Origin of the sequence: Bradyrhizobium sp., assembly GCF_035935975.1 — a bacterium.
Taxonomy (GTDB): domain Bacteria; phylum Pseudomonadota; class Alphaproteobacteria; order Rhizobiales; family Xanthobacteraceae; genus Bradyrhizobium.
Map to the genome: position 1 here is coordinate 1 of NZ_DASYWN010000043.1, position 18,617 is coordinate 18,617.

Annotated in this window: 16 protein-coding genes; 4 read left to right on the plus strand and 12 right to left on the minus strand. The window is 64.5% G+C overall.

Annotation, left to right across the window (positions count from 1 at the left end; all coding sequences use genetic code 11):
- The first annotated feature begins 313 nt into the window (after positions 1 to 313).
- Positions 314 to 1,501, plus strand: a complete 1,188-nt coding sequence (gene argE, locus VGR99_RS26045) for an acetylornithine deacetylase (RefSeq protein ID WP_326902523.1) — start codon at positions 314 to 316, stop codon at positions 1,499 to 1,501.
- Positions 1,502 to 1,753: 252 nt separating this feature from the next.
- Positions 1,754 to 2,050, plus strand: a complete 297-nt coding sequence (locus VGR99_RS26050) for a GIY-YIG nuclease family protein (RefSeq protein ID WP_326902524.1) — start codon at positions 1,754 to 1,756, stop codon at positions 2,048 to 2,050.
- Positions 2,051 to 2,177: 127 nt separating this feature from the next.
- On the opposite strand, the gene VGR99_RS26055 is transcribed toward VGR99_RS26050, so the two are convergent.
- Positions 2,178 to 3,236 carry a phosphotransferase family protein gene (locus VGR99_RS26055; protein ID WP_326902526.1) on the minus strand — a complete coding sequence of 353 codons (1,059 nt, stop codon included), beginning with the start codon at positions 3,234 to 3,236 and terminating at the stop codon, positions 2,178 to 2,180.
- A gap of 148 nt (positions 3,237 to 3,384) precedes the next feature.
- Entirely contained in the window at positions 3,385 to 4,620 is a 1,236-nt protein-coding gene (locus VGR99_RS26060) for an acyl-CoA dehydrogenase family protein (RefSeq protein ID WP_326902528.1), read from the minus strand.
- A 215-nt stretch (positions 4,621 to 4,835) separates the two neighbouring features.
- Between VGR99_RS26060 and VGR99_RS26065 the strand changes: the two genes are divergently transcribed.
- Positions 4,836 to 5,498, plus strand: a complete 663-nt coding sequence (locus VGR99_RS26065) for a TetR/AcrR family transcriptional regulator (RefSeq protein ID WP_326902530.1) — start codon at positions 4,836 to 4,838, stop codon at positions 5,496 to 5,498.
- Between the two features lie 56 nt (positions 5,499 to 5,554).
- Here the strand turns inward: VGR99_RS26065 and VGR99_RS26070 are convergent, their stop codons facing one another.
- The 3 genes from VGR99_RS26070 to VGR99_RS26080 all read right to left on the minus strand — a co-directional run bounded on the left by VGR99_RS26070 (position 5,555) and on the right by VGR99_RS26080 (position 8,828).
- Positions 5,555 to 5,947, minus strand: a complete 393-nt coding sequence (locus VGR99_RS26070; protein WP_326902533.1) for a RidA family protein — start codon at positions 5,945 to 5,947, stop codon at positions 5,555 to 5,557.
- A 93-nt stretch (positions 5,948 to 6,040) separates the two neighbouring features.
- Positions 6,041 to 6,256 carry a hypothetical protein gene (locus VGR99_RS26075; RefSeq protein WP_326902534.1) on the minus strand — a complete coding sequence of 72 codons (216 nt, stop codon included), beginning with the start codon at positions 6,254 to 6,256 and terminating at the stop codon, positions 6,041 to 6,043.
- Positions 6,257 to 6,392: 136 nt separating this feature from the next.
- Positions 6,393 to 8,828: an autotransporter outer membrane beta-barrel domain-containing protein gene (locus VGR99_RS26080; RefSeq protein ID WP_326902536.1), complete on the minus strand. Its 2,436-nt coding sequence runs from the start codon at positions 8,826 to 8,828 to the stop codon at positions 6,393 to 6,395.
- 317 nt (positions 8,829 to 9,145) lie between these two features.
- On the opposite strand from VGR99_RS26080, the gene VGR99_RS26085 reads away from it, so the two are divergent.
- A complete protein-coding gene (locus VGR99_RS26085; protein WP_326902537.1) occupies positions 9,146 to 10,141 on the plus strand; it encodes an AraC family transcriptional regulator in 996 nt (331 codons plus the stop codon).
- A 6-nt stretch (positions 10,142 to 10,147) separates the two neighbouring features.
- On the opposite strand, the gene VGR99_RS26090 is transcribed toward VGR99_RS26085, so the two are convergent.
- From VGR99_RS26090 to fcl, 7 genes are all read right to left on the minus strand, one after another.
- Positions 10,148 to 11,026 carry a 3-keto-5-aminohexanoate cleavage protein gene (locus tag VGR99_RS26090; RefSeq protein WP_326902538.1) on the minus strand — a complete coding sequence of 293 codons (879 nt, stop codon included), beginning with the start codon at positions 11,024 to 11,026 and terminating at the stop codon, positions 10,148 to 10,150.
- Positions 11,027 to 11,031: 5 nt separating this feature from the next.
- Positions 11,032 to 12,261, minus strand: coding sequence for a CaiB/BaiF CoA-transferase family protein (locus VGR99_RS26095; RefSeq protein WP_326902539.1), 1,230 nt, complete (start codon positions 12,259 to 12,261; stop codon positions 11,032 to 11,034).
- A gap of 179 nt (positions 12,262 to 12,440) precedes the next feature.
- Complete coding sequence (locus VGR99_RS26100) at positions 12,441 to 13,646, minus strand: MFS transporter (RefSeq protein WP_326902541.1); 1,206 nt, start codon at positions 13,644 to 13,646, stop codon at positions 12,441 to 12,443.
- A gap of 133 nt (positions 13,647 to 13,779) precedes the next feature.
- Positions 13,780 to 14,607, minus strand: coding sequence for a 3-keto-5-aminohexanoate cleavage protein (locus VGR99_RS26105; RefSeq protein ID WP_326902542.1), 828 nt, complete (start codon positions 14,605 to 14,607; stop codon positions 13,780 to 13,782).
- A gap of 114 nt (positions 14,608 to 14,721) precedes the next feature.
- Entirely contained in the window at positions 14,722 to 16,110 is a 1,389-nt protein-coding gene (locus VGR99_RS26110; protein ID WP_326902544.1) for an MFS transporter, read from the minus strand.
- A 277-nt stretch (positions 16,111 to 16,387) separates the two neighbouring features.
- The gene (locus tag VGR99_RS26115) at positions 16,388 to 17,434 is read right to left on the minus strand and encodes an aromatic ring-hydroxylating dioxygenase subunit alpha (RefSeq protein ID WP_326902545.1); all 1,047 of its coding nucleotides are present in this window, start codon (positions 17,432 to 17,434) and stop codon (positions 16,388 to 16,390) included.
- 177 nt (positions 17,435 to 17,611) lie between these two features.
- The gene (gene fcl, locus VGR99_RS26120) at positions 17,612 to 18,559 is read right to left on the minus strand and encodes a GDP-L-fucose synthase (protein ID WP_326902547.1); all 948 of its coding nucleotides are present in this window, start codon (positions 18,557 to 18,559) and stop codon (positions 17,612 to 17,614) included.
- Between the last annotated feature and the right edge of the window lie 58 nt (positions 18,560 to 18,617).

Sequence of the window (18,617 nt, forward strand, 5' to 3'; positions counted from 1 at the left end):
AAAGGTTGCTCTATCGACCTCTTGGCGAATATTCCAGCCCCAGATCGCAATCGCCCGGTTCGCTACGGCCTAGGACAGCCAACAAACCAATTCTTGCTCAGCCTCGACGGGCAACGCAAGGTCTCGTAGCCCGGATGAGCGAAGCGACATCCGGGATCGACGGTGCGAGCGGCCCCGGGTATCGCTTCGCTCACCCGGGCTACGGCCACGCGCTACGGACCCGCGCGCCTGTGTTGATTTGCGCCACCAGCCCCTGCGTTGGTATGGTTCGTGCAAGCAACCTCAGCCTCTGCAATCTCCGACAGAAAAGACAATGCCAAACCCGATCTTCCCGAGTTCCAGACCCGATCGCATCCGCCATCTGCTCGCCGACCTCGTCGGCTTCGACACGATCAGCGATCGCACCAACCTCCCCCTGATCGCGCATATCGAGAGCTATCTCGCCTTCCTCGGCGTCAAGGGGGAACGCATCGTCGATGCAACGGGGCAGAAGGCCTCGCTGTGGGTCACGATCGGGCCGGAGGACCGGCCGGGCCTCGTGCTGTCGGGCCACACCGACGTCGTGCCTGTTGTCGGCCAGGACTGGAGCCACGATCCGTTCAAGCTGGTCGAGCGGGACGGCAAGCTTTACGGCCGCGGCACCACCGACATGAAGGGTTTTGTCGCGGTGTGCCTCGCGATGGTGCCCGAGATGCTGGAGGCGAAGCTCGCAACGCCGATCCATCTCGCCATCTCCTATGACGAGGAGATCGGCTGCGTCGGCGTGCGGCCGATGCTGCACGAGGTCGCGAAGAAGAAGGTCAAGCCGCTCGGCGCCTTCATCGGCGAGCCGACCGAGATGAAGGTCATCATCGGCCACAAGGGCAAGCACGGCGTGCGCGCGACGTTCCACGGCCTTGCCCGCCACTCCTCGATCGCGCCCGACGGCGTCAACGCGATCGAATATGCCGCCGAGCTGATCGTCGAGATCCGCCGCCGTGCCGTGAAGCTCGCAGGCCAGGCCGAGCGCAACAGCCTCTACGACGTCCCGCATTCGACGCTGCTCACCAGCATCGTCCATGGCGGCGCCGCGCTGAACATCGTGCCCGACACCTGCACGGTGGATTTCGAATGCCGCGGCATCGGCATCACGGAGTCGCGCGAGGTGACGGATGCGATCGTCGCCTGGGCCAAGGCCGAGCTTGAGCCCGCGATGAAGGCGAGACATCCCGAATGCGGCATCGATTTCGAGGAGATCCTCGACTACCCCGCGCTCGACACGAAAGCCGACGCCGCGATCGTCACGCTGGCCAAGAGCCTCGCCGGCCGCAACGACCACGCCAAGGTCGCCTTCGGCACGGAAGCCAGCCTGTTCGCGAGCATGGCCGACATCCCCTCGGTCGTGATCGGCCCGGGCTCGATCGCCCAGGCACACACGCCGGACGAGTTCGTCGAGATGGCGGAGCTGGAGAAATGCGCGGGCTTCGTGGAGAAGCTGATCGCGTATTGTGCGAAGGAGTAGCGGGAGTTCGTAGTTGGCTGTGTCCCGGCTCTGCGCCACAACGCTACGCGTTGCAGCGCGTCCGGGACACGAGAGCGAGGCCGGCCCCCAGCCTAAGAGGACGTTATAGGCGTCAAGAAATCCGGTCTCGTGTCCCGGACGCGGTGCGGCACGAAGTGACGCTCCGCAGAGCCGGGACCCAGAGGCGCTTGGCGACGCCATTCAAATATGCAATCTTAAGTCGAATAACTCATAAGCGCTGGTTGCACAGCAATGCCCTACTTCGTTTACATCCTTGCGAGCAAGCGAAACGGGACTCTCTACATCGGAGTAACGAACGATTTGGTTCGCCGATTGAGCGAGCACAAGGCCAAGCTCATCCCCGGCTTCACGCGGCAGTACGATGTGACGCTGCTGGTCTATTTCGAAACTTTCGAGTCGATTCTCGAGGCGCGAGCGCGCGAGCATACGCTGAAGCGTTGGCGGCGGGCGTGGAAGCTCAAGCTGATCGAAGAGCTCAATCCGGATTGGCGCGATCTTACCGATGAACTGAATACCCTGGCGACGTGACTGGGTCCCGGCTCTGCGCAGCAGCGTTGCACGCTGCTGCGCGTCCGGGACACGAGAGCGGAGCAAGCATGCGCGAAGGTCGCCAAAAGCAAAAAGGGCGCGGCCATCGGCCGCGCCCTTGTTGTTCCTATACCGCGCCCGCCTTCTGCGCGTATTCCCATGATGCCTTCGACAGCGGCACGGTGCGCTTGGCTGACTCCAGCGCCTTGGCGTTGGCGGCGGTGCCGTCGCGGACACGGCCGGCGATGCCTTGGGTGATGCCGGCGAGGCGGAACAGATTGTAGGCGAAATACCAATTGAGATCGGGCACCGTCATCTTGGTGACGTTGCAATAGATCTGCGCGGCCTCTTCCACCCTCGGGATGTTGAGCGCCTTGAGGTCGACGCCATCGAGGCCCGGCATGATCCACTGCATCAGCAGGTACGTGAAGTCGGCCATGGGATCGCCGAGCGTGGACAGCTCCCAGTCGAGCACGGCCTGCACGCGCGGTTCCGTCGCGTGGAAAATCATGTTGTCGAGGCGATAGTCGCCGTGAACGATCGAGACGCGCGCCTGTTCCGGCACGGTCTTCGGCAGCCATTCGGCGACCTTCTCGAACTCGGGAATGTGCTGGGTCTCGGACGCGCGGTACTGCTTGGTCCAGCGGTCGATCTGCCGCGCGAAATAATTGCCGGGCTTGCCGAAATCGCCAAGGCCAATCGCGACCGGATCGTACATGTGGAGTTTCGCCAGCGTCTCGATCTTGCTGGTGAAGATTTTGCGGCGCGCATCGTTGTCCTGGCTCGGCAGCGTCGGATCCCAGAACACACGGCCCTCTTCCATCGACATGATGTAGAAGGCAGCGCCGATGATGCTGTCGTCCTGGCACAGCGCATAAGCGTGCGCGACCGGAAAACCCTGTTTTCCAAGGGCTGCGATGACGCGGTATTCGCGATCGACCGCGTGCGCCGACGGCAGCAATTTGCCGAACGGCTTTCTGCGCATCACATAGGAGCGCTTCGGCGTGTTCAGGCGATAGGTCGGGTTGGACTGACCGCCCTTGAACTGGAGGACGACCAGCGGACCCTCATAGTCTTCGACGTGCTCGCGCATCCACGCCTCGAGGCGCAGCTCGTCGAAGCGATGACGCTCCTCGACCGGCTTGGTGCCCGAGAATTCTTCGTCTTTCCTGACGCCGTCAGCCACGGTGACGCTCCCTCTTCAGTCCTGACCTTGTGCAGGTCGAGCATGATCCTAATCGGTAACCGCTGACGCACTTGCGTCAAGCGGTCATTCCGAATGGGACCATGCCCTGTCGTTTCTTCAAATCGGGAGCGCCGCCTGGCTCTCCCTCTTAGTGACTGGAAGAGTTTGCATACTTCCGAACTTCGAGCCGTGCAATGGCGCGATTGTGCACCTCGTCCGGACCGTCGGCGAGACGGAGGGTACGGATGTGGGCGTAGTCCTTGGCAAGGCCTGCGTCATCGGAGACACCGGCGCCGCCAAAGGACTGGATCGCCTCGTCGATGATCTTCAGCGCCATGTTGGGCGCCGCGACCTTGATCATGGCGATCTCGGCCTGCGCGGTCTTGTTGCCGACCTTGTCCATCATGTCGGCGGCCTTCAGGCAGAGAAGACGCGTCATCTCGATGTTGGTGCGGGCATCGCCGATGCGCTGCTCCCACACAGAGTGCTCGACGATCTTCTTGCCGAACGCGGTGCGCGAGGTGAGCCGCTTCACCATCTTCTCCAGCGCTTCCTCGGCCTTGCCGATGGTGCGCATGCAGTGATGAATACGGCCAGGTCCAAGGCGGCCCTGCGCGATCTCGAAGCCGCGGCCCTCGCCGAGCAGGATGTTCTCCTTGGGCACACGGACGTTCTCGAGCAGCACCTGGGCATGGCCGTGCGGCGCATCGTCGAAGCCGAACACCGGCAGCATCTTCTCGACTTTGATACCCGGGGTGTCGAGCGGAACCAGGATCTGCGACTGCTGCTGATGCTTGGCCGCCTTGAAATCGGTCTTGCCCATCAGGATCGCGATCTTGCAGCGGGGATCGCCGACGCCGGACGACCACCATTTGCGGCCGTTGATGACGTAGTGATCGCCATCGCGCTCGATGCGGGTCTCGATGTTGGTGGCGTCGGACGAAGCCACCGCCGGTTCCGTCATCAGGAAGGCGGAGCGGATCTCGCCGTCCATCAGCGGACGCAGCCATTTGCGCTTCTGCTCCTTGGAGCCGTAGCGGATGAACACTTCCATGTTGCCGGTGTCGGGCGCGGAGCAGTTGAACACTTCCGAGGCCCAGCTGATGCGGCCCATCTCTTCCGACAGCAGCGCGTATTCGAGATTGGTCAATCCCGCACCGCGGAATTCGTCGTCCTCGTGCTCGGACGGCGGCATGAACATGTTCCAGAGGCCTTCGGCCTTCGCCTTCTTCTTGAGGTCCTCCAGGATCGGAATCACCTTCCAGCGCTCGCCGGTGCGATCCTGCTCGTCATAGACGGGCACCGCTGGACGCACGTGCTTGGCCATGAAGGACCGCACGCGGTCGAGCCATTCCTTCTGCTTGGGGGACAGATCGAAATCCATGGGACGCTCCTCGTTTCTCTCTCGCTGATCGTTTTTGCGCCGGACTGTCCTCCCGCCGCACGCGGCCCGCAAGCACGGATGCGGCTTGCGAAACGCTCCGGAACCTTTTCGCCAGTTGCGAACGAGTCCCGATTGCGGATTGACTTTTCCCGGCCTTCAAACGATAGTTTCATACAACTGTTTGAATTGCAACTCCCCTCCCCGAGGGCAAATCCATGGCCAGCGATCATACGAGGTCTGCCATTCTCGCCGCCGCCGAACGGCTCTACGCCGATCGCGGCTTTGGCGACGTGACGCTGCGCGACATCGTCGCGGAGGCGAATGTCAATCTGGCCGCGGTGAACTATCATTTCGGCTCGAAGGACGAACTGATCGCGGAATTATTTGTCACGCGCTCGATCGCGACCAACCGCGAGCGTCTGCGCGAACTGAAGGCGGCGGAAGAAGAAGGCGGCGGCCGCGCGCCGATCGAGGTGATCTTGCGCGCCCTCGTCGGGCCGACGCTGCGCGGCTGCCTCGGGCCGGAGAACCAGCGCTCCACCGCGGCGCGCTTCATGATCCGCGCCTCGATCGAATCCGTGCCGCCGATCCGCCGCATCAAGAACCGCGAGATCGACCATCTGCGCAAATTCGTAGGCGCGATGCGCCGCTCCCTGCCCGACCGCAGCGACGTCGACATCTATTGGGGCCTGAACTTCGCGCTCGCCATGGCCCACCACACCATCCGCGAGAGCGAGCGCCTGACCAAACTGTCGGAAGGCAAATGCGACCTCGACGACGTCGAGGACGTGGTCGCGCGCGTCGTCAGCGTGGCGACGATGGCGCTGACGGCGGGACGCAACGAGGCGAAGGCGCCATCGAAGGTCGCCGCGCGTTAGGCGGCGGTGCGCTCCCTCGCCCCCGCTTGCGGAAAGAGGTGAAGTAACGCCACCCCTCACATCATCGCGATGCAGTCGATCTCGACGTCGAAGGGGCCGAACCATTCCGGCGTGCAGACGAAGATCCGCGCCGGCGGATCCTCAGGGAAATAGCGCGCATAGACCGCGTTGAACGCGGCGAAGTGTTTCGTCGAGGTGCAGTAGACGTTGCACTTCATGACGTTGTCGAGCGAGGCGCCGGCCGTCTGAAGGCACAGCTTCATCTGCTCCATGATGATCTCGCTTTGCCGTTCGATCGGCATCTGCGCGAGTTCGCCCGTCTCCGGGTCGAACGGCGGCAGGCCGGCGACGAAGATCATGTTGCCGGCGCGCGTGACCGGCGACGTCGGCGCCTTCCAGCGGTCGAGGAACGTCGAGATCGGTTCGACGCGGAGCGCTTCGCGTTTCATGAGAGACCACCTTCGGTTCAAGCGAGACTGCCAGCTGACTACATTATTCTGTAGCCGGCATGCTTCGCTTCTGATCGAAGTGTGGTCGCGGGATCAGCCCCGCTGCGGCATCTCCTCGGCCTCTTCCTTGGCGAGCAGCAGCAGCATCTCGATACCCATCTCGCCTTCCTGCGGCGAGCGGATGAACTTGATTTCGTCGGCGCTTTGCCGCAGCGCGGCAATGATCGCGACGGCCTGGTTGGCCGTCGGAGCCTCGGTCGCCAGAATGGCCTTCTGATCCTTCGCCTGAAACCCGATCGTGTACGACATTCCAATTCCCTCCCGCACTCAGTGAGGAGATCGAATCTGAGTCGGGCGCGAAGCGGAAGCCTGTGCGAGTACGGATCGGGTTTATCTGGGGATTGCGCGCAAGCCTCGCATAAGCCGCACGCACGTCATGCTGACGTCACCAGCTTATGCGCAGCGATCCCGTGCCGGCATAGCTCTGGCCGACATTCGAGAACTCGCCGGAAAAGCGCGCCGACAGTTCCGCCCAGGCGTTGAGTGCCAGCCGCGAGCCGAGCTCGACGCGGGCAGCATCGCTTGCCGCACGCGCGCCCTCGACGGTGAAGGCGGATGCCGGCAGCGACACCAGCGCCGCGGTGACGCCGCGCGACGGCGAGAACTCGTGGACCCAGGCCACATTGGCGAACGGCATCCACATCATGCCATTGCCGAGATCGAACCGTGCATCGAATTTGCTACCGAGGAACAGCGGCAGCGAGGAGACGTCGCGCGCGGCATAGCTGAGGCCGAGCACACCGGGCCCAGCGCCAGTGACGCTGGTCTCGGTATAGCCCGCCTGCCACAGCCGTGCGGCCTGCAGCGCGGCGAACGGCGTCACCGCGACCGTGCCGAAGTCATAGGTGTGGCCGAGTTCCAGCCGGCCGCCGAGCTGGTCGCTGCCGAACGAGCCCTTGGCGATCTCGTCCGCGCCGACGCCGCTGATGGTGCGGGTCGTCGTGTTGTTGAAATGGCTGTAGGCGAGCTGCGCCGAGACATAGGTTCCGCCGAAGCGCTGCATCGCATAGGCGCCGACATGGGCGCCGTCGAGCCGGCCCGAGGTGGCGCGATCGCGGACGTCGAACGTGGCGCTCGAGCCGCCGGCGGCGATGCCGACCAGCAGGTCCGGATTGAGGAGATGATCGACGCCCGCCGAGCCGCCGGCAATGCGGTCGCTGAAGCCGGCGCTGCCGGTTGCCGCATCGCCGTTAAGCGATTGGTTCGCCCCGAAGCCGGAGGCCCAGGCGTGCCATTGCGGCTGCACCAGCGGCGGCGCTTTCAGCGCATTGAACGCGGAGGTTACCGGCCGCGCCTCGGCATAGCCGAGCGCGCCCGATCCCGCCGCACCCAAGCGGCCGCCGGCGCGCCAGGCATTCATCTGTCCGTCCATGCTCTGGCCGAACAGGCCGCCGGCGGCGAAGGCGGTGTTCTGCGTGCCGCTGGTGCCCTCGCCCGAGAGCCTGTCGAACACGCCCGCCGAGCCGGTCATCAGCAGTTGCGAATAGAACGCCGCCGCGGTGCCGGTGAGCGCGGGCGAATAGCCCGCCTCGAGCGCGTTGCCGACTGCGCGCTGGTTGGCCGTCTCCCCCGCGACCGCGCCAAAGCCCTGGCGGGTCAGGGTGACGTCGACAGAATTGGTATTGTAGGTCGCCGTCGCCTTGAGGAAGGCCGAGGTCGAGGTGACGTTGGCGAACTGCCCCGTGACCGCGCCGGAGGTCTGCACCACGTCTGTATAGGTCGTCGTGGTCTGATAGAGGCCGGCCTGGACCACGGCCCGGAAAGTGCCGCCGAGCTGGACGGCGTCGTTGGCAAAAAGGCCGTCGCGATTGCCGGCATTGTCGACGCGGAGCGCCAGCGTGCCCTGCGCGCTCTGGGTGAAGGTGCCGCCGAACATGATGTTGCTGGGCGACATCACCGTCGCCGGATCGCTGATCGTCACCAGCCCGTTGTTGGTGAGGCTGTTGCCGGTGCCGATGAAGAACATGCCGCCGTCGATCGTGCCGTTGTTGATGATGGTGTTGCCGGTGGCGCCGAAGGAGAAGAACACCTGGTTGTTGGTCCCGGCCCTGATCGTCCCGTTGTTGACCAGCGTATTGCCGGTGCCGTTGATGCCGATGGCGAGGCTGTTGGGGCCGCTCGCCAGGATCGTGCCGGTGTTGGTGATGGTGTTGCCGTTGTCCCAGACGCTGACGCCGATGCTATTATCGCCGGCAGCGTTGATGGTGCCGCTGTTGGTGAAATTGTTCGACGTCAGCAGGAAGATGGCCTGCCCGTTGGTGCCGCTGGCGCTGCCGATCGTGATGGTGCCGGAGTTCAGGATGGTGTTGCCGGTGCCGTTGGCGGAGATGCCGGTCGAGCCGGTGTCGGTCAGCACGATGGAGCCGGTGTTGGTGACGGAATTTCCGGCGCCGAGCACGTCGATGCCGACGCTCATGGCCGTCGAGCCGCTGATCGAACCCGAGTTGGAGACCGTATTGTCGCTGCCCAGCATGAAGATGCCGGTCGAAGCGGAGCCGATCGCGATCGTGCCGGCATTGGTGAAGAAATTGTTGTCGGTCCCGACCATGCCGACAGCGGTGTAGCCGACCGAGATCGCACCATTGTTGGTCGCGGTGTTCCCGGTGGCGAGATAGATCGCGATCGTGGACGAGGGGACCGTGATCGACGCACCGGACTGAACGGTCACGGCCAAATTGGTCTCGGCGCCGGTGCCGAAGGGGGTGCTGGTCGCCCCGCTGCAGGTGACGACATTGCCGGCCTGCACGCAGGCGGCCATGGCCGGCGTTGGCGCCAGGCTGACGACGGCCGGCAGCGACGCCACGACGGTCAGCGCGGCCAAGGACCGCCTCGCGCGAGATGTCGCCTTTGACTGGGTGTGGCGCGTCCGGCCGATCGTCGTTTTCATGAGGCATTCCCGGGTCTTGTCGAATTGTGGCCGAAGCAGCCACGCGCTCACATCACCCGGGCAGGTTCCGACTGTCTTGGCCCCGGCGGCACCGCATCGGACCAGGCGGCACAACCGTGAGTTTTCTTCACAGCGCTGTTGCGCCCGCGCCACCATCGCGGGGAAATTTTTGTCCTAGACGGAACAGCTTCGAACGCGATGGCGGCACAGTGCGTCAAAGGGCTCGACGCGATGTTTTCTGGCGGGGGCCAATGCAGGACACAGGATCGCTTCGGCGCGCACGTATCTCCACCGACGCATTTCCGGACACCAAGCGCCTGCAGATGTGGCGCGAGGTCTACGGACGCGGCATCGCCGCCGTCGACATCGAGCCGATCGGAGACACCCCGTTCCACGCCGACGTGACCTTCAGCCAGCTTCCCAGCGTTGGCATCGCCGCAGGCTCGCGCTCGCCGGCGCATTACCGCGCCTCCAAAGAGCTCGCGACGCGGGCAAAGGACTTCGTCGTCATCAGCATGCTGCGCTCGGGCCGCGCCAGCGCCACCCAGTTCGGCAAGGAGCTGATCTCAGGCGTCGGCAGCGCCAGCGTGATCGCGCCGCTGGAGCCATCGACCAGCACGATGCTGACGGAGGGCAGCTTCGTCACGCTGATCTGCGCGCTGCCCGTCATCGCCCGCCGCGCGCCGCACTACACCCAGGCGTTCGGCCGGCCGATCCCCAGCTCCAACGCAGCCCTGCGTCTGCTCGCCCGCTACGCCGACATCGTCGCGAACGATGCCTCCGCCGCCGATCCCGCGATCGCACGCAGCGCCTCCGAGCACTTGCTCGACCTCGCCGCGCTCGCGCTCGGTGCCCATGGCGATTATGCCGAGCTTGCGCGCCTGCGCGGCGGCACCGCGGCCCGGCTGACCGCGATCAAGTCGGACATCCTGAAGGGGATCGGCGACAGCGAGCTCTCGACCGAGGCCATCGCCATCCGCCACGGCATCTCACCGCGCTACGTCCGAAAACTGTTCGAGCAGGACGGCTCGTCGTTCTCCGCCTTCGTGCTCGCCGAGCGGCTGGCCAAGGCCCACCGCATGCTGGTCGACCGAAGCTTCGGCCATCTCAACATCGCGCAGATCGCGCATGAGAGCGGCTTTGGCGACGTCTCCTATTTCAACCGCGCCTTCCGCCGCCATTTCGGCAGCCGCCCCTCGGATTTTCGCGAGGCAGCGAAATGCGTGTGGCGGGAGCAGCGGGACTGAGCGCGCTCAGGCGAGCCCGAGCATCGCGCGCGCATCCTGCGCGGTCGCAACCGTCGCGCCCAAGCTCTTCAGGATCCCGGCGGCATGGGCGACCAGCTCGGCATTGGTCTTCGCCAGCACGCCCTTGGACATGTAGAGATTGTCCTCCATGCCGACGCGGACATGGCCGCCGAGCAGCCAGGCCTGCGCCACCATCGGGAATTCGGCGCGGCCGATGCCGAAGCCGGACCAGATCGCACCCGGCGGCAGCAGGCTGCGGGCGTAGAACATCGTCTCGGGCGTGGCGGAGAAGCCGTACTTGACGCCGAGCACGAGCGAGAACAGGCCCGGCCCCTTCAGCGAGCCGTCCGCGAACATGTCGCGCGCCAGATGGCAGTCGCCGGAATCGAACAGCTCGATCTCCGGCATCACGCCGGCCGCCTTCATCCGCTCCGCCATGATGCGGACGTTGCGCGGCGTGTTGATCACGACCTCGCCGCCGGAATTCATGGTGTTGAGGTCGAGCGTGCAAATGTCGGGCTTGAGCAGCTCGATATGCTCGACGCGCTTTTCGGGCTGGAGCAGCGTGGTGCCGGGACCGGCGACGCGCGGATCCTCGATCGAGGGCACGAAACGCCCGCCGGGGCCGGTGGTGAGGTTGATGACGAGGCTCTTGTTGCGGGCGCGGATGCGGTCCACGACATCGCGGTAGAGGTCGATCGACATCGAGGGCCGCCCCGTGGCGGGATCACGCACATGGATATGGGCGATGGCGGCGCCGGCTTCGGCCGCTTCCAGCGCGGAGGTCGCGATCTGCTCAGGCGTGATCGGCAGATATGGCGACTGCTCCGGCTTGGTGAGGTTGCCCGTGATCGCGCAGGTGATGATGGTTTTGCCTGATGTCATGGAAATCAAATGATCCCCTGCTGCTTCAGCTGCTCGATCTTGCCGGCATCATAGCCGAGCTTGCCGCCGAGCACCTCCTGGGTGTGCTCGCCGAGCAGCGGCGGCGCGCGGTAGTCCTTGATCGGGGTGCCCGAGAGGGTCACGGCGTTGCGGATCAGCGACAGATCGGGCTCGAAGGGATGCTCGACCTTCACCCGCATGCCGCGCGACTGCACGTGCGGATCGGCAAATACCTGCTCGAAATTGTTGATCGGGCCTGACGGCACGCCGGCCTCCTCGAGCTTCTCCAGCCAGTAGGCCACCGGCTTCTTCAGGAACAGGCCGGCGAAGATCGCCATGATCTCCTTGCCGTGCACGACGCGGTCGTTGTTCTTGACGAAGCGCTTGTCGTTCGCGAGCTCGGGCTCGCCGAGCACGGCGCAGGTGCGCTGGAATTGGCCGTCATTGCCGACCACCAGCATCAGTTCGCCGTCGGTGCAGCGGAACACGCCGGCCGGCATGCCGCCATTGCCCCAGGTGCCGCGGCGCGGCGGCATCTTGCCGTTGACGAGGAAGATCTGCAGCCAGTGCGACAGCGAGGCGATGACGGTATCGAACAGGCAGACGTCGATGTGCTGCCCCTGCCCGCCATTGACGTCGCGATGATAGAGCGCCGAGAGAATGCCGATCGAGGTGTTCATGCCGGTCATGTAGTCGACGATCGACGGGCCGACCTTCATCGGGCCCTCGCCCGGCTCGCCGTCGATATGGCCAGTGACGCTCATCAGGCCGCCCATCGCCTGCAGGATCGCGTCATAGCCGGCGCGCGGCGCGTAAGGGCCGGTCTGGCCGAAGCCGGTCACCGAGCAATAGATGATGCCGGGGTTGATCGCCTTGATGGTCTCGTAGTCGAGGCCATAGCGCTTGAGATCGCCGACCTTGTAGTTCTCCATGAAGACGTCGGCATCCTTGGCAAGCTCGCGGATGATCGCCTGCCCCTCGGGCTTGGCGATGTTGACCGTGACCGACTTCTTGTTGCGGTTGGCGCAGAGGTAGAACGAATTGTTGTTGTTCGCCTTGCCTTCGGGATCGGTCAGATAAGGCGGGCCGAACGCGCGCGCATCGTCGCCGGTGCCCGGCCGCTCGATCTTGATCACCTCGGCGCCGAGATCGCCCAGCATCTGGGCCGACAACGGCCCGGCAAGCACGCGGGTAAGGTCAAGGATCTTGATGCCTGAGAGCGGCAGGGCCGACATGCGATTTCCTCCGGGAACTGAATCTTGGCGCGGCGGCGAGATCGCGGGCCGCGCTCCTTGCGGATACACCATTTTCAGCCCCTGAGCACTGCATGCCGGGCATACGGCCATCCGCTGCCCCGCAGCGGAGACGGGCCGCCGCGGTGATTTTCCGCACTGCGAATATTACCTGCCAGGGCTCAGGTCGCGGCCGCCGCGGCCACCTGCGGCCGGCGCCGGCCGAGCAGAACCAGGATCAGCACCGTCGCGCAGGAGAAGACAAAGGTGAGACCGAGCGCGCCACGGCTGCCGAACTGGGTGAGCAGGCCGACGAGGAGCGGCGGCGAGATGGCGGAGGCCAGATTGAGCGGCAGCGCGATCATCGACATCGCCTTGGCGAACTCCGCCTGGTCGTAGAACACCAGCGGGATCGTCGCCCGCGCCACCGCCATCGCGCCGCTGCCGGCGCCATAGAGCAGGATGAAGACCGCCACCGCCCAGGTCGCGCCCTCGCTCATCATCAGCAGCAGCATGGCTACCGGCAGCGCCGTTCCGGCGACGAGCCCGGTCGTGATCCCGTCCCAGCGCCCGCCGCCGAGCAGATCCAGCCCGCGGGCGCTTACCTGGATCACGCCGAGCATCGATCCGAAGGCGAGCGCCTGCCCCGGCGCCAGCCCCTCCGCCCGGAGCAGCTCGATCAAGATGGCGCCGATACCGAAATTGACGAAAGCGTTCATCGTGATCGCGGCCACGACGAGACCGAAAGTGCTCCGGGGAATCGCAGGCGGCGGCGCGGCCTTGGCCAGCTCGCCACCATCGTCCTTCGCAATATTCCGGCGCGGTGCGACGAACGCGTAGAGCGGCAGGTTGATGAGCAGCAGCATCGCCGCGTAGACGAGACAGGTGCCGCGCCAGCCGAAATGGCCGCTCAGGAACGACGTGGTCGGCCAGAAGATGCTGCTGGAGAGACCCGTCACCAGCATCAGCCCGCCGATGGCGTTCTTGGCGCCCCGCCCTGCGACCTCGTTCAGCATGATATAGGCGCCGGTCGAGAGCGTCGCGCTGCCGCCCATGCCGAGAATGACCCAGCCGGCGAAATAGAGCATCGGCTCGTGCGCGAAAAACAGGACGACATAGCCGGGCGCGGAGACAACCGTGCCCACCATCATCACTTTGCGTGCGCCGTGCCGCCCGAAGGCCCTGGAAAGCCAGGGCGCACACAGCCCCATCGTGACATAAAGGACCGAACTGCCCGCGAATACCGCCGGCAGGCTCATGCCGAGACCGTCCGCAAGGTCGCGGCCGACGACGGCCGGAAGGCCAATCGTACCCCATCCGATGAGCTGGGTGATTGCAAGCACCAGCAGGACCCCGATGAGCCTGCTGTCAGATTTCAGAAACCGCATTCCAAACGTCGCCTGCCCGGCAGGCGCAGAGCGCGCCTGTGGACGCTGTCTACCCGTAGAGTCGGCGCGCGGGAACTCCGGCTGCCGAATGGCAGAACGCGGCCGGGAGCATGTCAGCAGGAGGCAGCAGCCCTTATCCCACGAGCCCGAGCAAGGATCGCGCCTCGGCCGCGGTCGCGACGCGCCGGCCGTGGCGTGTGACAGCCTCGCAGGCGATGGTCACGAGCTCGGCGTTGCTGGCGGCAAGGCGCGCCTTGTCGATCCTGATATTGTCCTCGAGCCCGGTGCGGACTGCATCAGCGCCTCGCGCCAGCGCCCAGCCCATGACCTCGGCCTGGTGGCGTCCGATCCCGGCCGCGGTCCAGGTCGCTTGCGGGATCAGCCGTTTCAACTCTCCCAGGAGGATGTCGAGCACGTGCTCGTCCGCGGGCATGGCGTTCTTGACGCCCATGACGAATTGCACATGCGGACGCGCGTCGATCAGCCCCGCCTCAATCAGGCGGCGAGCGCCATGCAGATGCGACAGATCGAAGATCTCGATCTCCGGCCGGATGCCATTCGCCTTCATGCCGGTGGCGAGCGTCTCGACCAGGGCAGCGCCGTTCTCATAGACGATCGTCGGAAAGTTCACCGAGCCCGTGGACAGCGAAGCCATGTCAGGCTTCAGGTAGAGCGACGATCCACGCGCCGAAGGATCGCGGCCGCGCCCGCCGGTCGAGAACTGAACGATCATTCCCGGGCAGTGCTTCCGGATGCCCTCCTGCACGAGGGCAAAGCGCCCGGGGTCGGAGGACGGCGTCTCGTCATCGTTGCGAACATGGATGTGGGCGAGCGTGGCGCCGGCCTCGAAGGCTTGTTGCGTCGATTCGATCTGTTCCGACGGCAGGATGGGCACCGCCGGATTGTCCTTCTTGCGCGGAACAGAGCCGGTGATGGCGACAGCAACGACGACGGGGTTCATCCCTTGACCTCATGATGATCGCGCTCGCGCGCGGAAGGTTCGACCAGGCAATCACGTGTCGCCTGCCGCTGCAAACATCACCGATCGCAGCGGCATGGCTTCTTTGCGCTCCCGTCAGGTCGGAATTGCGGCCGCACCGCTCGCCGCCTCCACGCGCTGCCGCTCATAATCGGCGCGCGCCATCGGGACGGCCTTGGGATTGCCGAGATCATCGATCCTGATCCGGTAGGTCTCCCGCGCCGTGACGGCTGCCAGCGCCGCGATGACCGTGATGCCGAAGGCGATCGCCCCGACCGTCAAGGGAATATTGGCCGAGCCGGGAGGCGCCACGGTCGCAAACAGCGCCGGGAGCAACGCGGTGATGGTCGTGCCGATGTTCTGCGAGATCGCCATTGCCGACACGCGGGTGCGCGTCGGAAACAGCTCCGGGTAGAAGCTCGGGAAGATCGCGTTGTAGCCCTGGTAGACGACGCCCCACATCAGCAGCGACAACAGGATCGCGAGCGGCACGTTCCTGATGCTGATGGCGTAGAGATAGCCGAACGCGAGCAGGCCGGAGAGAAGCGCGCCGACGATGATCGGAGGCTTGCGGCCGACCTTGTCGGAGAGATTGCCGACGAAGGGAATGACGAATATCGCCAGCATGTTTCCGAGGACCGGGATCCACAGATAGACGTCCTTGGCAAAACCGATGCCATAGGCCGGCTGCACCGCGTATGCCGCACCGAAGATAGTCGCAACAACGGGGATGACGTTCATCAGGGCCATACAGATGACCCTGAGCATGTCGCGCCAGCTCACCTTGATGGCCTGCACGATGGGCGACCGCGGCGTTTCTCCCCGCTCGTCCTCGCGCGCAAAGGCAGGGGTTTCGTCGACTTCGCGGCGAATGATGTAGCCAGCGACGATAACGAAGAAGCTGAGCAGGAATGGAATTCGCCAGCCCCAGCTGTTGAAGGCTTCGGTCGGCATATAGGCCGCCAGCGGCAGGAACACGGCCGCCGCAAGAATCTGTCCAGCCTGCACCCCCTGAAGAGCGAAGCTCGCATAGAAGCCGCGCCGGCCGAACGGCGCGTGCTCCAGGATCATCGAGCTTGCGCCGGAGATTTCACCGGCCACGGCAAAACCCTGCACGAGGCGAAGGATGACGAGCAGGATCGGCGCCAAAATGCCCACCTGCTGATAGGTCGGCAGAAGACCCACCGCCATGGTCGAGATGCCCATCAGGAACATGCAGACGATGAGCACGGTCTTGCGGCCATGGGTGTCGCCCCAATGTCCGAGCACGAAGGCGCCGATCGGCCGGGCCACGTAGCCGACGCCGTAGGTCGCCAGCGATGCGACGATGGCGACGGAGGGATTGTCCGACGGGAAGAAGATTTGCGGGAAAATCAGCGAGGCGGCGGTGGCGTAGATGAAGAAGTCATAATATTCGAGAGCCGAACCGATCCAGCCGCTGGCAGCAGCCTTCCTGGACTGACTCGTCTGACGGGTCGCGGTCATCTCAAAATTCCTCCACTGGTTTTTTCTGACGTCCCGTTGGCGGGCTTCGTTGACAATTGGGCAGCAATCTCCGGGCGCTCTGCGGAGTTCTCCGCGCGCTTGTCACTGCCGATAGGTGTCTGATTGGTCGCGACAATAGGCCATCGCCGGGCTAACACAATTACCCAGTTATTCGATAAACCTAACATGATGTTATTTTACGCGATGGAACGTTTGAAGCCCGCTGCGCTCAAAGCGCCGTCTTCAACGTCACGCGCGTTGCGCTTCGCCCGATCACTCAGTTTGCGACCGCGCCCTCGGCCGCCGGCTCTTGCGCCGATCCGGCATCGGGTCCATCGCCCGCCAAGGCACGAAGCCAGCGGCGATACTCCACGCCGAGAAGATCGCTTCTCAAGTGGATCTCGTCCTTGGGATGAAGCGGCAAAGTCTTCGGGCGTTGCGACTCGACGATCACGCGATCCTGTTCGTACACCTTGTCCAGGCGCGCCACGATCTGCTCGACGGCGACGTCAAAGCCATAGTTGATCGCCGCGGTCAGATGCAGCACGCAATTTTCCAGATCGACCGGCGTGACGGCCATGAACGTACAGAAGCGCTCAACCTCCCCGGTCTTCTTGTTGAAATAAGCCGTCGTGGGGCGGAAGCAGTAGTAATGATAGACCGCATTGATGGGAATGCCGCGATGATCGCCGTAGGGCTGAAACAAGGTGATTTCGCTCGTGCGCAAGCCTTCATCCGTCAGCACGACATCGTAATCCACGAGTTCGTCGGGATCATCGGGGTTGCCATTCAGGTTGGCGTGCACGAACGGGAAGTGCGCCGGATCGAGGAAGTTCTCCACGGCACGAAGGGCATTTGCGTTGTAATAGTATGGCCCGGCCTGGACCTTGCGATAGCTCGCATCCTCCCAAACGGGAAACGGAGGAACAGCGGCGACTGGATTGCCCATGCAGACCCAGATGTATCCATACCGCTCGACCGCGTGATGGCGGAATGCAGCGGCTCGGCTTGTCGGCCGGGTCGTCGGATGGGCCGGGTAACGGCGGCAGGCTCCATCGGTGCCGTATTCCCAGCCATGGTAGGGGCAGACGACGCAGCCGTCCTTCACCCAGCCGAGCGACAAGCGCGCACCGCGATGACGGCAATAGTCCTTCCAGGCGTGAACCTCGCCGTCATGGCGCCACAGGATGATATCCTCGCCAAGCAGGCACGCCGGCACGATGGCGTCTTCCGCGACTTCCTCGCTTCGGCGGACCACGTGCCATTCGTTGATGATGGCGCGATAATCGGCTCTCGCGGTGTCCCAGGTTGACGCGATCACCATGACCTCACCTCACTCGCCACTGGTCCAGCCGGACGGGCCGTCATCACGCATGCGGTCGCGCGGAGTGACAGGTGGGCCTCCCCTCCCGCAAATTCATGCCCTAAGGATCAATACAACCCCTGGATGCTTATACGTCAACTGGAATCTCGAGATTGCACGACTGCGGATGGGGCGCAGTCACCCTTTCACGTCGGCCTGATACGCCGCGTAGGCACGCGTCAATCCATCGTGCAGCGAAGTCGTCGCGCGCCAGCCGAGCCGCTCGAGACGGCTGACGTCGAGCAGCTTGCGCGGCGTTCCATCGGGGCGCGTCGTGTCGAAGCTGATCTTGCCGCTGTAACCGACGATCTCGGCCACGACACGCGCGAACTCGGCGATGGTGATGTCCTCGCCGGTGCCTATGTTGACCAGCTCTGCGCCGGAATAGGTCTTCATCAGGTGCACGCAGGCATCCGCCATGTCGTCGACATAGAGGAACTCGCGCCGCGGCGTGCCGGTGCCCCACACGACGACGTTTTTAGCACCAGACAGCTTCGCCTCGTGGAAACGCCGGATCAGCGCGGCAACGACGTGGCTCAGTTCAGGATGATAATTGTCGCCGGGGCCGTAGAGATTGGTCGGCATCACGCTGATGAAGTCGCATCCGTACTGGCTGCGATAGGCCTCGACCATCTTGATGCCCGCGATCTTGGCGATCGCATAGGGCTCGTTGGTCGGCTCCAGCGGACCGGTCAAGACCGAATCCTCGCGCAGCGGCTGCGGCGCCAGCTTCGGATAGATGCAGGAGGAACCCAAAAACATCAGCTTCTCGGCGCCGTTCCGATGGGCGGCCTCAATCACATTCGCCGCGATCGCGATGTTGTCGTAGATGAACTCGGCGCGCAGCGTGTCGTTGGCGACGATGCCGCCGACTTTGGCGGCGGCAAGGAAGATCACCTGCGGCCGCGTCCTCGCGAACCAGTCGAACACGGCGGCCTGGTTGCGCAGATCGACCTCGCGCCGGTCCACCGTGACGAGCTTGACGTCTTCCCGCATCAACCGGCGCGCGATCGCGCTGCCGACCATGCCGCGATGGCCGGCGACGTAGACGCTCTTGCCTCTCAGCTCAAAGGTTGCGTTTGCCACGGCCGGCGTCCTGCTTTGCCACAAGGCGAGCGCAGATATTCGGCGAGATAGGCGCCGT